General features: G+C 62.7%; 13 protein-coding genes. 12 read left to right on the forward strand and 1 reads right to left on the reverse strand.

Translation table 11 applies throughout. The features are described from left to right. Window positions 1-170: 170 nt before the first annotated feature. From AB5Y84_RS20300 to AB5Y84_RS20350, 11 genes are all read left to right on the forward strand, one after another. Window positions 171-1,319, forward strand: coding sequence for an isochorismate synthase MenF (locus AB5Y84_RS20300; protein WP_257725658.1), 1,149 nt, complete (start codon window positions 171-173; stop codon window positions 1,317-1,319). Beyond that, window positions 1,316-2,962 (forward strand): (2,3-dihydroxybenzoyl)adenylate synthase, encoded by a 1,647-nt coding sequence (locus tag AB5Y84_RS20305; RefSeq protein WP_160881810.1) that lies wholly within the window; start codon window positions 1,316-1,318, stop codon window positions 2,960-2,962. The genes AB5Y84_RS20300 and AB5Y84_RS20305 overlap by 4 nt, the downstream gene beginning before the upstream one ends. Then, entirely contained in the window at window positions 2,959-3,891 is a 933-nt protein-coding gene (locus AB5Y84_RS20310; RefSeq protein WP_257725659.1) for an isochorismatase family protein, read from the forward strand. Before AB5Y84_RS20305 ends, AB5Y84_RS20310 begins: the two co-directional genes overlap by 4 nt. Next, window positions 3,888-4,649, forward strand: a complete 762-nt coding sequence (dhbA, locus tag AB5Y84_RS20315; protein WP_257725660.1) for a 2,3-dihydro-2,3-dihydroxybenzoate dehydrogenase — start codon at window positions 3,888-3,890, stop codon at window positions 4,647-4,649. Before AB5Y84_RS20310 ends, dhbA begins: the two co-directional genes overlap by 4 nt. A gap of 125 nt (window positions 4,650-4,774) precedes the next feature. Beyond that, entirely contained in the window at window positions 4,775-8,764 is a 3,990-nt protein-coding gene (locus tag AB5Y84_RS20320) for an amino acid adenylation domain-containing protein (protein ID WP_368177617.1), read from the forward strand. Further along, on the forward strand, window positions 8,761-9,630 hold the full coding sequence (locus AB5Y84_RS20325) for a hypothetical protein (protein WP_368177618.1): 870 nt from the start codon (window positions 8,761-8,763) through the stop codon (window positions 9,628-9,630). Before AB5Y84_RS20320 ends, AB5Y84_RS20325 begins: the two co-directional genes overlap by 4 nt. A 286-nt stretch (window positions 9,631-9,916) precedes the next feature. Next, entirely contained in the window at window positions 9,917-11,005 is a 1,089-nt protein-coding gene (gene pdhA, locus AB5Y84_RS20330; RefSeq protein ID WP_021231078.1) for a pyruvate dehydrogenase (acetyl-transferring) E1 component subunit alpha, read from the forward strand. Next, complete coding sequence (locus AB5Y84_RS20335; RefSeq protein ID WP_257725664.1) at window positions 10,998-11,984, forward strand: alpha-ketoacid dehydrogenase subunit beta; 987 nt, start codon at window positions 10,998-11,000, stop codon at window positions 11,982-11,984. The genes pdhA and AB5Y84_RS20335 overlap by 8 nt, the downstream gene beginning before the upstream one ends. Then, a complete protein-coding gene (locus tag AB5Y84_RS20340; protein WP_257725665.1) occupies window positions 11,981-13,081 on the forward strand; it encodes a dihydrolipoamide acetyltransferase family protein in 1,101 nt (366 codons plus the stop codon). Before AB5Y84_RS20335 ends, AB5Y84_RS20340 begins: the two co-directional genes overlap by 4 nt. Window positions 13,082-13,289: 208 nt before the next feature. Further along, entirely contained in the window at window positions 13,290-13,499 is a 210-nt protein-coding gene (locus AB5Y84_RS20345; protein WP_005302803.1) for a cold-shock protein, read from the forward strand. A 90-nt stretch (window positions 13,500-13,589) separates the two neighbouring features. Continuing rightward, a complete protein-coding gene (locus tag AB5Y84_RS20350) occupies window positions 13,590-13,895 on the forward strand; it encodes a hypothetical protein (protein ID WP_108540234.1) in 306 nt (101 codons plus the stop codon). Here AB5Y84_RS20350 and AB5Y84_RS20355 read toward each other — a convergent pair. After that, entirely contained in the window at window positions 13,882-14,130 is a 249-nt protein-coding gene (locus AB5Y84_RS20355; protein WP_005334209.1) for a TIGR02647 family protein, read from the reverse strand. The two genes, AB5Y84_RS20350 and AB5Y84_RS20355, sit on opposite strands and share 14 nt — an antisense overlap. 245 nt (window positions 14,131-14,375) lie before the next feature. Here AB5Y84_RS20355 and AB5Y84_RS20360 point away from each other — a divergent pair, with 245 nt between their 5' ends. Continuing rightward, complete coding sequence (locus tag AB5Y84_RS20360; RefSeq protein WP_257725666.1) at window positions 14,376-14,924, forward strand: hypothetical protein; 549 nt, start codon at window positions 14,376-14,378, stop codon at window positions 14,922-14,924. Window positions 14,925-15,002 lie beyond the last annotated feature (78 nt).

Raw genomic sequence — 15,002 nt, forward strand, 5'->3', positions numbered from 1 at the left:
TTGACTAAAAAGAAGTTAATGAAATTGATTCTCATTTGTATTGATCGTTTTTTCGCTCCTTGTTAGGATGCCGTTCACCCTGATATCTGGTGAGTCAAATGACTCACTTTGTCAAATGACTCACTTTAAGTCGTGTCAGGCAGTGATTCATTCCAAGGAGTAGCACCGTCATGTGTGACCATGCACTGGAAGGAGAGTGGCCCGCCACAGCGGTCGGGCTGGATAAAGTGTGCTGTTTTGCAAGCGGTGACAGGGTACTGGTCGCCTCCGGTATCCACGACAGTTTTACCGGCATCCCGCCGGAGAAGCTGCTCGCCCATCTGCGTCAGTTGCGCCAGCAGGGGATGGTCAATCCCATCGCCATCGGCGCCATTCCGTTTGACACCCAATCCCCCTGGCATCTGGTGATCCCGGCGCAATCGCAGTGGGTCGCAAGGGATGCGATGTTGCCCGCCAGCTGTTGCCAGCTCCATGGCGAGGTGAGCGAAGTGACCGGCTCAGCCCACTATCAGGGGGCGGTGCGGGCAGCGTTGCAGCAGTTTAGCGAGGGGCAACTCGAGAAGGTGGTGTTGTCGCGCGCCATCGATGTGCAGAGCGCAGAGCAGACCTCCCCCGCACACGCCTATGGCTCTCTGCTGGCCCAGAATCCGGGGGCCTATGTGTTCCAGATCCCGCTGCCGGAGGGGGAGACCCTGCTTGGTGCCAGCCCCGAGCTGCTGGTGTCACGCAGTGAGATGGAAGTGGTGAGCAATCCGCTGGCGGGCTCCCGTCCGCGCCACGCGTTTTCCGATCAACAGGCGGCCAGTGCCGAACTGCTGGGGGCCCAGAAGGATCGCTATGAACATGCGCTGGTGGCCGATGCAGTCGCTGCGGCCCTCGCTCCCTTCTGCCGCGAGCTGGACGTCCCCCTGGAGCCGCAGGTGATCGCCACTCCTACCATGTGGCACCTCTCGACCCGCATCGCCGGACGGCTCCATGAGCCCTCTCCCGTGCTGGCTCTGGCGCTGGCGCTGCACCCGACGCCAGCGGTATGCGGCACGCCGCTCTCGGCAGCACGTCAGGCCATCGCCCGGCTCGAGGGGTACGATCGCCGCTTCTACTGCGGCGCCGTCGGCTGGATGGATGCCGATGGTAATGGCGAGTGGGTAGTCACCATTCGCTGTGGCGTGCTGGCTGGCAGGCAACTGCGGCTTTATGCTGGCGCCGGGGTCGTGGTGGGCTCCTCGCCGGAAGCGGAGTGGCAGGAGACCGCCGCCAAGCTTGGCACCATGCTGCGGGCGTTTGGCCTCGAGAGCCGGGAGCCGGAGGTAACTGCATGAAGCCGCTGGTACCCTTTACCCCCTGGCCCGCCGAGCTGGCTGCCCACTACCGGGCACAAGGTTGGTGGCGCGGACAACCGCTCACCGCCCTGCTCGATGACTCCGCCGAACGTTATCCCGAGCGCACGGCCCTGATCTGCGGCGAGCGCACCCTCAGTTATGGCCAGTTAAAGCGTGAGGTCGATGCGCTGGCGGCGGGGCTGGCAGCGCGCGGGCTGGGCCATGGCGATACCGCTCTGGTGCAGTTGCCCAACTGCGCCGAGTTCTATATCTGCTGGTTTGCCCTGATCCGCTGCGGCGTAGTGGCTGTGCACGCCCTCTACAGCCATCAGCGGCGCGAGCTGGTAGCCTTTGCCCGCCAGATTGAGCCTGCCTTGCTGGTACTCAGCCCCTCTCACCCCGGCTATGCCGGTGAAACGGGAAGCCTTGTGGCCCTTGACGAACTGGTGGCGCCTTCTTGTCAGATACTGCTGTTCGAGCAGGCAGAAGGCTCCGATCTTCAGTCAGGATTTGCATGGTGTCAGCCTGACCCCATAGCCCGTGCTGATGGTTCGCCGCTGACGGCCATCGCGCCAACTCCTACCCCAGCCGATCAGGTCGCCTTTTTCCAGCTCTCCGGCGGCAGCACCGGCACTCCCAAACTGATCCCCCGTACCCACGATGACTATGGCTACAGCGTGCGCCAGAGCGTGGCGGTGTGTGGTTGGGATGAGCGGGTGATCTATCTCTGCGCCCTGCCGGCGCCCCACAACTTTCCCCTGAGCTCCCCCGGGGCACTCGGAGTGTTTTATGGCGGTGGCTGCGTGGTGCTGGCAAAGGATCCTTCCGCAGCAACCTGTCTGCCGCTGGTGCAGCGCCATCAGGTCAACTGGGCGGCACTGGTGCCACCGGCTCTGGCGCTTTGGCTGGAGGCGGCCAGCCACTATCCGCAGACCTCTCTGGAGTGTGTGCAGGTGGGCGGTGCGCGCCTCAGCCCGGCTCATGCCGAGGCGGTGGCGAGCCGCCTTGGTTGCCGTTTGCAGCAGGTGTTTGGCATGGCAGAGGGGCTGGTCAACTACACCCGCATCGAGGATGACCAGTGGCACATCGTCAATACCCAGGGCCGTCCGATGAGCCCGGGCGACGAGGTGGAGGTGCGAGACAGCGACGGGCACCCCTTGCCTGATGGCGAGTGCGGCGAGCTCTGGACGCGTGGCCCCTACACCTTTCGCGGTTACTTCAAGGCCGATGCCCACAATCAGCGTGCCTTCGACCGGGACGGTTTCTACTGCACCGGCGATCTGGTCTGCCGCTTGCCCGGCGGTCATCTGATAGTGGTGGGGCGCAACAAGGATCAGATCAACCGGGGTGGGGAGAAGATCGACGCCCTCGAGATTGAAGAGCTGTTGCTGACCCACCCGGAGGTGCGGCAGGCGGCGCTGGTCGCCATGCCGGATCCCATGCTCGGGGAGCGCAGCTGCGCCTTTTTGATGTGCCGCGAGCCCCTCAATCTGCCCCGCTTGCGCCGTTTCCTGCGCGAGCAGGGGGTGGCCGATTACAAACTGCCCGATCGCCTGGTGCTGGTGGAGCAACTGCCCCACACCCCGGTCGGCAAGATAGACAAACAGACGCTGCGCGAGCAGCTCGCCAAGGAGTGTGCATGACCATTCAATCCCTCGCCGCCTACCCGCTGCCTACCGCTGAGGAGCTGCCAACCGGGCGGGTGAACTGGCCCTTCGAACCGGGCCGCGCCGCCTTGCTGGTCCACGATATGCAGCACTATTTCGTCGACTTCTACGGGGCGGACAATCCGCTGATCAATCAGGTCATCGACCATATCGCCACCCTGATCCGTCAGGCGCGTATTCTTGGCATGCCGGTGGTCTATACCGCCCAGCCCGCCGAGCAGAGTCAGGCCGATCGGGCGCTGCTCAATGACATGTGGGGGCCGGGGTTGACCCGAGCGCCGGAGCGCCAACCAATCGTTCCGGCGCTGGCACCCGGGCCGCAGGATACGGTGCTGACCAAGTGGCGCTACAGCGCTTTTTGCCGTTCACCGCTGGCCGAGCTGATGGCCGGATGGGGGCGGGATCAGCTGGTGATCTGCGGCATCTACGGCCATATCGGGGTGATGCAGACGGCGGTCGATGCCTTTATGCGCGATATCCGCCCCTTCCTGGTGGCAGATGCCATCGCCGACTTCTCCCGCGAGGATCATCTGCTGGCGCTCTCCTACGTCAGCCGCAATGCAGGTCGGGTGATTACCGTGGCCGAGGTGATGGCGGCCAGCAAACGCCCCCTGACTCGCGAGTCGCTGCGTGCTCAGGTGTTGGCACGGCTGCCCGCCGAGATGCAGCATGAGCAGCCCACCGAGGATGACAACCTGCTCGACTACGGTCTCGACTCGCTGGCGGTGATGGGGCTGGTGGAAGAGTGGCGTCAGCAGGAGCTGGTGGTGGAGCTGGCCGAGCTGGCCCGCACGCCGACCCTGGCCCATTGGTGGGCGCTCCTCTCCCGTCAGCTTCACGTCAGTCAGGCCACGGCTTATCAGGTCAACGAAGAGCACGTCAGCGAACCGGAGTGCACCCCATGAGCGAGTGGCAAGGCAGAACCGTCTGGGTAACCGGTGCAGCGCAGGGAATTGGCCATGCGGTTGCGCGTACCTTTGCCGAGGCGGGGGCCAGCGTGGTGGCGTTCGATCTGCAACTGGCCGAGGCACTGCCCGGCAACGTGAAGGGAGTGGTAATCGATGTGAGCAACAGTGAGGCCGTGACCCGCTGCTGCGAACAGCTGCTGGACGAGGGGCTGGGGCCCGATGTGCTGGTCAATGTCGCTGGCGTACTGGCGACCGGCAGGATCGATGAGGTGGATGACGCCCTCTTGCAGCGCACCTTCGCCATCAACACTTTCGCCCCCTTCTATCTGATGCGGGCCCTGACCCCCTGGTTTCAGGGACGGCGCAGGGGCGCCATCGTCAATGTCTCCTCCAATGCCGGTCGGGTGCCACGAGTGGGGATGGGCATCTATGGCGCCTCCAAGGCGGCGCTGAGCAGTCTCACCCAAACGGCAGGGCTGGAACTTGCTCCCTACGGCGTGCGCTGCAATCTGGTGTCACCGGGCTCGACCCGTACCCCGATGCTGTACGGCATGTGGCAGGAGGGGGAACAGCGCGAAGGGGAACTGCGAACCATCGCGGGCCTGCCCGGGCAGTTCAAGCTGGGGATCCCCCTTGGCAAATTGGGAACACCCGACGAGGTGGCTGCCTGCGTGCTGTTTCTCGCCTCCGATGCGGCCAGCCATATCACCCTGCAGGATCTGGTGGTCGATGGCGGTGCCACCCTAGGGGTCTAGCCCACGTGCTGCCGATCTGGCAGGCGTGACACTCTCTTTATGGAGGAGGCCTTGTCTCCTCGCTTTTCAGCCATGCGGGCAGGGGCAAGCCGCTGCCCGCTCGATGTTTGCGCAAGGACATTCCCATGGAACAGACAATGGCGATGCGCGCCACCCACCAGCGCGGTGAGCACCCGCGCTGGCCGCTAACCACAGCTCAGGCTGGCATCTGGTTTGCCCAGCAAAAATACCCGCAGAGCCCCGCCTGCAATACCGGCGAGTACTGGCTGCTGGAGGGGGCGCTGGCACCCCATCACTTCACCCGCGCGGTGCGCCAGACCATCGACGAGATCCCCGGTCTGCACTGCGCCTTTGTGGCTACTGCCGATGGCCCGCAGATGGTGGCCAACCCCGCCTGCTGGCAGCTGGCAGAGCGGGATCTGCGCAGCGAAGCCGACCCGCTCGCCGCTGCGCAGGCCGAGATGCGTGCGCAGTTGGCCGTCCCCTTCAATCTGGCCGGGGGGCCGCTGTTTGCCACCACCCTCTATCGCCTTGGCGAGGGGCGGTGGGCTTGGTTTATCGCCGTGCACCATATCGCCATTGACGGCTTTGGCCTGAGCCTGCTCTGCCAGAGGGTGGTGAGCTGGTATGAGGGGCTTTGCGCCGGCGAGCTGCCAGCCCCCTGCCGCTATGCATCCCAGCTGGAGGTACTGGCAGAGGAGGCGGCCTATCAGGATTCGCCACGCGCCGCGCGGGATCGCGATTTCTTCGTGCAGCAGCTGGCCGGGGTGGAGAACCCGGCGTCGCTCTCCCGCCGTCCGGCGCAAGGGCCGGGCCCCACCTATCGTCTTGAGCAGCGGCTTGCTGGCCGCCAGTGGCAGGCATTGGTGGCGCGGGCGAGTCGCTCGGCCTGCCACCCCTACAGCCTGCTGCTGGCGGCGGTGGCCAGCTATGTGCAGCGAATGAGTGGCGCTGGCGAGGTGGTGCTGGGTATTCCGCTGATGGGGAGGCTGGGCTCAGCGGCGGCCGATACCCCCTGCATGAAGGTCAATGTGGTGCCCCTGCGTATCGAGCTGAGCGGCACCTGCCGGGTAGGGGCGTTGCTGGCACAGGTCGAGCGGCAATTTGTCGCCCTGCGCCGTCATCAGGGCTGCCGTCAGGAGTGGTTGCAACAGCGTCAGCCGGGCCAGCCGTTGTTTGGCCCTCAGGTCAATCTGATGCCCTTTGCCCGAACCCTCAGCTTTGGTGAAGGGCTCAACCAGGTTCGTGGCGAGGTGCAGGTGCTGGCGGCGGGGCCGGTGGAGGAGTGTGCCTTCTATTTTGCCGAGGAGGCAGGCGCGATGACCCTGACCCTCGAAGCACATCAGGGGCGCTTCAGCCAACAGGAGAGTGAACGTCATCTGGCCCGGCTGGTAGCTTATCTCGCCGCCTGGAGTGAGGCGGATGACGAGGCCCTGGCAGTGCGCTTGCCGCTGCTGCTGCCCTGTGAGCAAGCTGAGCTGGCGCGCTGGAACCAAACCGACCATCCGCTGCCGACCACTACCCTGAGCGCACTGCTGGCCGAAGGGCTGGCGGCGGCGGATCAGAGCGCCATCGCGCTGGAGTGTGGCGCCGAGCGCTGGCGTGTGGCCGAGCTGCGCCAGCGTACCCGCCAGCTGGCCAGCTATCTGGCGGGGAGGGGCGTGGGCCCCAGTTGCCGAGTGGCGGTGGTGATCCCGCGCTCTCCCGAGCTTATTCTCGCCCAGCAGGCCATCATGGCGGTGGGGGCCGTCTATGTACCCGTTGATCCGGACTATCCGGCGGAGCGGATCGGCTACATTCTCGCCAGCAGCGCCCCTGCGCTGGTGCTGACCAGTCGCACCTTGAGGATGCCGCTCGATGTGGCCGCGCCACTTGTCTGCCTCGATGCCCCCGGTGTGGCAGAGCAGCTGGCGGCGGTAGAGTTGGCAACGACAGCACCTTGTGAGCTGCCAGCCCCCAAGCCGGAAGATGCGGCTTACATCATCTACACCTCCGGTTCGACCGGTCGGCCCAAAGGGGTGGTGGTGAGCCACGGCGCCATCGTCAACCGGCTGCTCTGGATGCAGCACATGTATCCCATCGGGCCGGCGGATCGGGTGCTGCAAAAGACCCCGGCCGGTTTCGATGTCTCCATCTGGGAGTTTTTCTGGCCCTTTATGACCGGGGCGCGGCTGGTGCTCGCCAAACCGGGCGGCCACAAGGATCCCGCCTACCTTGCCGAGCTGATTGAGCAGGCCGGGATCTCCACCTTGCACTTTGTCCCCTCCATGCTGCAGGTCTTCGTCGCACAAGCCGAGCCTGCGCGTTGCCGCGCCCTGCGGCAGGTCTTCTGCTCCGGCGAGGCGCTGCCCGCGGATCTGGTGCAGCGCTGGTATGGGGCATTTTCAGCCCCCCTGCACAACCTCTATGGCCCGACCGAGGCGGCGGTGGATGTCACCTGGTATCCCTGCCGGGCAGACGAGGCGGTGACCAGCGTGCCCATCGGCTATCCGGTCTGGAATACCTGTATCCACATTCTCGACCCCTGGTTGCAGCCGGTGCCCCCCGGTGTAGCGGGGGAGCTCTGGATCGGCGGCGTGCAGGTGGCGGAGGGCTACTTTGGCCAGCCCGAGCTCACCGCCGAGCGCTTTATTGCCAACCCCTTCGGCGCGGGACGGCTCTATCGCAGCGGCGATCTGGCCGCCTGGCGCGAGGATGGCGCCATCGAGTATCTGGGGCGCCTCGATTTTCAGGTGAAGATCCGTGGCCAGCGTATCGAACTGGAGGAGATCGAGCAGGTGCTGCTGCGCCATCCCCGAGTGGCGCAGGCGGTAGTGTTGGCCCCCGAATTTGCTCCCGGCGATCGCCGTCTGGTGGCCTACGTGGTGGCCGCAGATAGCAGCGAGTTGACGCTGGCCGAGTTGGTACCCACCCTTGGCGCAGCCTTGCCTGACTACATGGTGCCGGGGCTCCTGGTAAACCTGGCCGAACTGCCGCTTACCCCCAATGGCAAGCTGGATCGCAAGGGGCTGCCGCTGCCCGATATGGCGTCGGCGGTGGGTCAGTCACTGCCGAAAAACCTGCTGGAGGAGCGGCTCTGTCGCCTCTTCGCCGAGATACTGGGGCTGGTGCGAGTCGGCGCCGACGATAACTTCTTTGCCCTCGGCGGCCACTCCCTGCTGGCGGCGCAACTGGTGGTGCGCATTGAAGAGTCGCTCGGACAGGCTCTCACTCTGGCCAGTCTGTTCGAAGCACCGAGCCCCGCCCAGCTGGCGCGCCGTCTTGGCGGCGAACGGGAGGCAATGCCCATGCTGTTGCCCCTGCGAGCGTCCGGTGCGCAGTCGGGCGCATCAGGCCCCACTCTCTTTTGTGTCCACCCCGCAGGGGGGCTCGGCTGGTGTTATGCGCCGCTGGTGCCCCATCTGCCGGTCGATATGGCGGTCTATGCCCTGCAGGCAAGGGCGCTCTGCCAGCCGGATGCCCCGCTGCCCGCCAGCTTCGACGAGCTGGCACTCGACTATGTGACCGAGCTGCGTCGTCAGCAGAGCGAGGGGCCCTACTGGCTGCTCGGCTGGTCCCTCGGGGGCATGCTGGTGCACCGGATGGCCGCCATGCTGCAAGAGCAGGGACAGGAGGTTGCCATGGTGCTGCTGCTCGATGCCTACCCCTGTCAGCAGTGGCAGACCCAGCCGTTGCCCGACGAGCAGCGGATGCTCGATGCGTTGCTGCGGATGGGAGGCATTGCGGTTGCGGACGATGCGCTCGATTCCCTTACTCGGGGCGACGTGGTGGCCCGACTGGGGGCAGAGGGGAGTGCGCTGGCCATGCTCGACGAGCAGGTGGTGAGCGCCATGATTGAGCTGGTGGGCCACAACAACCGGCTGATCCGTCAGCCGGTCGACTACTGCTACCACGGGGAGGTGATCTTTATCGAGGCTTCAGCTTCCCGCCAGCCCTGGCTGGATGGACGCGGTTGGGAGTTGCTGACAAAAGGGGAAATCCGCTATGAGCGCTTCCCCTGCCTGCATCAGGAGATGGTGCATCCCGACTGGCTGGCAAATATCGGCGCCCTTATTTGTGAGCGGGTCGATGGGGTCGGACAACAACCGCACATCCGGCAGGAGGGGGGCGCATGACCCCGGTTGCCGCTATCCGGGAAGCCTTGCTGGCGGGCAAGCTGGTAGGGCTGGGGGAGCCGCATTGGCACCCGGATTTTATCCGGCGTCAGCACGCCTGGCTCTGCGATCCGGCGCTTTGGGGAATCATGAACGATCTGGTGCTGGAGTGCGGCAACCGCCGCCATCAAGGCTTGCTCGATGCCTGGTTGGCGGGGCAGGATAGCTGGCAGGGTGCGCCGCTGACGCTGGCACGGCTTTATCCGGTCTGGCTCGACTCCTGTGCCTTTCCCGCCTGGATGGCCCCCGAGTTTCCGGCTCTCTTTTCCGCTCTGCGCCAGAGCAATCTGGCGCGCCCTGAACATATGCGGCTGCGGGTGCATCTCTGCGAGCCCTTATTCGAGTGGCAGGAGATAAGCCCGGAGCGGTGGCAGCTACACAACAGGGGGCGGGATCAGGCGCTGGCCGACTATCTTCTTGCACTTCCCCCCCACGGAGTGGTGGTGCTGGCGGGGGCGCGTCATCTGCTCAAAGCCGCAGGGGATCCCCACTTTGCTCAGCCGACGCTGGGCCAGTTGCTGGAGGCGGCAAGACCGGGCTGGCTACAGGTGCTTCACCCCTGGCCAATGGTTGCTGGGAAGGGAGATGAGGAAGAGGAGCGGGTGTGCGAGCTGGCCGGGATCGCGACTGCCGACCTCTATCCTCACTGGCCGGTGCATCCGCCGCTGGAGACCCTCATCGATCGGTTGGTGCGCGTGGCTGACCGGGGACGGGAGATGCGAATTTGCCCCACCTTGCTGGCCGAGCCCTGGCGCAGCCACTTGCTAAGCCGCGCTCACTTGCTGCCAGTTGGCATGGCCCGCCAGCTGCAACACTGGTTGGCGTAACTGCTGGTTGGAGTAACGGCTGAACGAAGTAACAGCTAACTGAAACAACTCAATGGGGGAGCCAGGCTCCCCCTTTTTCACATTTTGCATCCTGCATTCAGCGCTGCAAAGTTGCACCATTTACGGCATACCTTGCCACTCATCGCCGAAAATTCAGCTCCTTCGCTACTTTAAAGAAGTTTCTACTGGTCTTACCTGAGTAAATCCCTTTGCTTTTTATTTAACAAGGTATTTACATCTAGGTGTCACCAGCATCGGTGACGCTTACAACGGCAAGGAGCCAGTTATGACCCATGTCGACATCCCTTTCCTTCGTTACCTCGATGCGGAAGGGTGCCCGGTCGCCACCTTACCGACCTGGCTGGACAAGGCGATACTGCACACCTTCTACCGCAATATGGTGATGGTGCGCAGCTATGACAAAAAAGCGATTGCGCTGCAACGAACCGGCAAGCTCGGTACTTTTCCCTCCCATCTCGGCGCAGAAGCCGTGGGGATTGGCATTGGTCTCGCCATGCAGCCGCAGGATGTCTACGTTCCCTACTATCGGGACATGCCCACCCTCTATGTGCGGGGCGTACCGATGGAGAAGAACCTGCAATATTGGGGCGGTGACGAGCGGGGGAGTTATTTTCTCAAACCCGATGGGACTCCCTCTGAAGATCTCCCCATCTGCGTCCCCATCGCCACCCAGATCACCCACGCCTGCGGTATTGCCTCGGCCTTCAAACTGCGTAATCAACCGCGGGTTGCCGTAGTCACTATCGGCGACGGCGGCACCTCCAAGGGGGATTTTCTGGAGGGGCTGAACTGCGCCGGTGTCTGGCACCTGCCGATGGTCATCATCGTCAACAACAACCAGTGGGCCATCTCGGTGCCGCGCAAGCTGCAATCGAGCGCTCCTACGCTGGCCCAGAAGGGGATTGGTGCCGGGGTGCGCAGCCTGCAGGTGGATGGCAACGATGTGGTGGCGGTCTACGATGCCGCGCGCAGTGCCGTAGAGCGGGCCCGCAGCGGCAAGGGGCCGACCCTGATAGAAGCGGTCAGTTATCGCCTCGGCGATCACACCACGGCCGACGATGCCACGCGCTATCGAGATGGGGCCGAGGTCGAGGCCGCCTGGGCGAAAGAGCCGGTCAAGCGGCTGCGCCAGTTTATGCACAGCCAGGGCTGGTGGGATGAAGAGCAGGAGCAGAGCCTGCTGGCGGAGGCCACCCGAGAGGTCGAACAGGCGGTCGCCCGCTATGAGGCGATGGCGCCCCAGCCACCGGAGGCGATGCTCGATTATCACTACGCCAGCCTGCCTGCCGAACTCTTGCCCCAGCGCGAGCGAGTGATTGCCAAGGGGATGAAGCAGGAGGTTGGCCATGAGTGAGATCAGTTTGTTGGAAGCGGTCAACATGGCCCTTCACTACGAGATGGAGCACGACCCGGATGTGGTGGTACTCGGCGAGGATGTGGGGGTCAACGGCGGGGTGTTTCGCGCCACTGTGGGCCTGCGCGACAAGTTCGGTTTCAAGCGGGTGATCGACACGCCGCTGGCCGAGGGATTGATCGCCGGGGTGGCGGTTGGCATGGCGACCCAGGGGCTCAAGCCGGTGGCTGAGTTCCAGTTTCAGGGCTTCATCTTCCCTGGAATGGAGCAGATCATCTGTCAGGCGGCTCGGATGCGAAACCGTACCCGTGGCCGTATCTCCTGCCCCCTTGTCTATCGCTCTCCCTATGGCGCAGGCATTCACTCGCCGGAACACCACAGCGAGAGCGTCGAGGCGCTGTTTGCCCATATTCCGGGGCTACGGGTGGTGATCCCCTCCAGCCCGAGACGCGCCTATGGCCTGCTGCTCTCGGCCATCCGCGATCCGGATCCCGTGATGTTTTTCGAACCGGACCGCATCTATCGCTCGATGAAATCCGAGGTGGTGGATGACGGTGTCGGCCTGCCGCTGGATGTCTGCTTCACCCTGCGCCCGGGCCGGGATATCACGGTAGTGGCCTGGGGGGCCTGCATTCAGGAGGTGATGCGGGCGGCGAACCTGTTGGCCGAGCAGGATATCCAGTGCGAGGTGCTGGATCTGGCCACCATCAAGCCGCTGGATATGGAGACCATCCTCGCCTCGGTACGCAAGACCGGCCGGTTGCTGGTGGTGCACGAGGCATGTGGCAGCTTCGGAGTCGGGGCCGAAATTGTGGCGCGGGTGACCGAGCAGGCACTCCCCAGCCTCAAGGCGCCGCCCAAACGGCTGACCGGCGTGGATGCCGCCGTTCCCTACTATCGCAACGAAGCGTATTACCTCATCACCGAGCAGGATATCGCCGATGCCGCTCACCAGCTGATGGAGAACCAGTGGCTATGAAATTTTTCAAATTACCGGATCTGGGTGAAGGGTTGGCCGAAGCCGAGATCGTCGAGTGGAAGGTGAGTGCCGGGGATACCGTCGAGGTCGATCAGGTGCTCTTGTCGGTGGAAACGGCCAAGGCGCTGGTGGATGTACCCTCTCCGGTAGCCGGGGTGATTGCCCGTCTCTGCGGCGCCGAGGGGGATATCCTCCATATCGGTGCGCCGCTGGTGGAGTTCGAGGGGGGCGAAGATGATGGCACCGTGGTGGGCAAGGTGAGCGCCCATCAGCAACATATCGAGGATCACTTCGTGGTGGGGGCCATTGCCCCGGGGGGAGCGCTGGTGCAAGCCATGCCAGCCGTACGGTTATTGGCACAAAAACTGGGTCTGGATATCGACCGGCTCAAGGGAAGTGGCAGCGGCGGCATGGTGACCGAGCTGGATGTGCAGCAGGCATTCGAGTCACAGCAGAGCAGTGGCAACGAATTCCTCAAAGGGTCGCGCAGGGCCATGGCCAAGGCGATGGAGCTCTCTCATCAGACTGTGGTGCCGGTCAGCATCACCGACGAGGTGGATTTGCGTCACTGGCGGCCTGATGAGGATGTGACGGTGCGCCTTATCAAGGCCATTGGCGTGGCGTGCCGCGCCGAGCCCTCGATGAATGCCTGGTTTGATGGTGACACCCTGTCACGGCGGCTGTTCAAAGAGGTTAATGTAGCCATCGCGGTGGATTCAAAGCATGGCCTCTATGTGCCGGTGATGGAGAACGTGGCCGAGCGGGAGGGGGCGGATATCCGGCAGGGGCTGGATCGGATGATCGCCGATGTGAAGGCGCGCGCCGTGCCGCGCGAGATGTTGCAGGGGGCGACCATCACGCTCACCAACTTCGGCGCTATCGCAGGCCGCTATGCGAGCCCCATCGTGACGCCGCCGCAGGTGGCCATCATAGGGGCAGGCAAACTGTTCGAAAAAGTGGTGTTCATCCATGGTGAAGCGCGTCCCGTCAGGGCATTGCCGCTGTCGATGACATTTGACCACAGAGCCTGTACTGGCGGGGAGGCGGCTCGTTTTCTCAGAGCGCTGGTCGAAGCGTTGGAAGCAGCCACCTTATAACGGTTTGTGCCCTGTCATTGGCAGGGCACAAATTTGTTTGCGTAATCTACAAAGCCACGTATAATCCAAACCAGCTTGAAAGGGCGATAGTTATGTCAATGAATACGATGTTTCACATCTTGTCCTGTTGTTCATAAGTTAATCCCGTTTTTTGAGCTTTACCCGCTGAAAAGCATAAGTAATTATTTTGAATACAGGTTTAAAAGATATGTCTAACATGATCACCGGTACCGTTAAGTTTTTCAACGAAACCAAAGGTTTTGGCTTCATCCAGCAAGAAAACGGCCCGGACGTTTTCGTTCACTTCAGCGCCATTCAAGGTAACGGTTTCCGTACCCTGGCTGAAGGTCAGCGCGTACAGTTCTCTGTGACCCAAGGTCAGAAAGGCCCGCAGGCTGAGAACGTAACCGCTCTGTAATTCTTACAGAATTTAAGAAAGCCGTGGTACCTCTGGTGCCACGGCTTTTTGTTTATCTGGCTTCTGCTACTGACTCCCATGTGCTGAATCATGCTGCTATCGCTCCTGCTTGCTGCCACCTTGACTCCGACGTCCGATGCGCCGGTACCGGTTCAATCCGCGATGGAAGCGCAGGTGATCTGCCAGCAATTTGTCCAGGTCCGGATGGGCACTGCACAGCAACCCGATGAGGTGAATGCGCGACTGGTGCCTGAAAGGGAGGGGGAGTGGCTGGTGGATGGCAAAGTAAAAGGACCCGAAGGTCCTTTGCTGTTTGCCTGTCATCTTCACCAAGGGGAGCGCTGGGAGCTACTCAACTTTTCACTCTGGGCACCACAGCCGGTCAAAGCGGTTTGAGTGCGACCAGCAGATGTTGCAGGTGTTCAACCATGGTCATGCCAAACGGGGTGAGATAGCCGCCATCTTCTGCGCTGATGAGCCCCTGTTGATGCAGACGGGCTGCCGCCTGGCACAACTCTTCAGACATATCGCTGCGTAATTTAATCCCCAGGCTCATGTTGGCCGGATCAAAGCATGCCAGTATTTTCAAATCGTTCACGAATTCGTTAGAAACCTGGTCGATCCCAATCATGGATTTACTCCTTACGCTAAAGATGTATGCAAACTAGCATCCCCGGATCCACTTTAGTGGGCGCTGGCTCAAATTATTGATCTTTGGCTGGATGCTGCGTTTCAAATGCTGTTTTTTTCGGCGTAATCAGATGGTTGGCTGACAGCTTCGCCAAGGGCCGAGCCGGACCAAACGTGGTAGGATAGGGCACTTCTTTATATCGGACGGTCTATTGGTGGCTGTCCGCCCTGTTCAAGGTATCGCTCATGGTCAAGATCACTCTGGTATCCCTGCTGCATTCACTTTGTACCCGCTTTCCGGTTTACCCCGCTGCTTCGTTGACGTCCCTGCTGGATGCCTATCAGGGCGAGGTGTGGTTACCTGCACGCAAGGGGGCCGACATTGCGCTGTTACGCAAGCATGCCAAGGGGGCTCATGAGCTGGCGTCACTTGATGCGGGCTGGTGTGATTTTGCCGCCAGCGACAGCGGTGATACTCCCGAGCTGGATGCACTGGCCAACTACGACAGCGAGATGATGGATAACCTGCTGATGTACTGGCACACCGCCGCCAAGATCAACAGCCCGATCACCGATAACCTGTTCGAGTTGCGCCGCGAAGTGGTGGATGAGGCCCACGGTGCTAAACTTGCTGCCGCCTGGGAGCGACAGCAACAGCAGCGTTTTGAGCAGCTGATGGCGATGGCGGCCAATGGCCGGGAGCTGCTCTGCTTTGTCGAAGTGGAGTCCGCCTACTGGCTGCGGCAAAAGCTGAGCGAGCAGCCTGATGTGGAGCTGATCACGCCTGCGCTGTAAAAGGGGCAATATGATGGCTGGCAGTCTCGCTATCGAGGAGGCTGCTCTATCCTTATTGGCGTCATTGTCCTCCCCATC

The sequence above is a fragment of the Aeromonas sp. s11 genome (assembly GCF_040907945.1).
Classification (GTDB): Bacteria; Pseudomonadota; Gammaproteobacteria; order Enterobacterales; family Aeromonadaceae; genus Aeromonas; species Aeromonas veronii.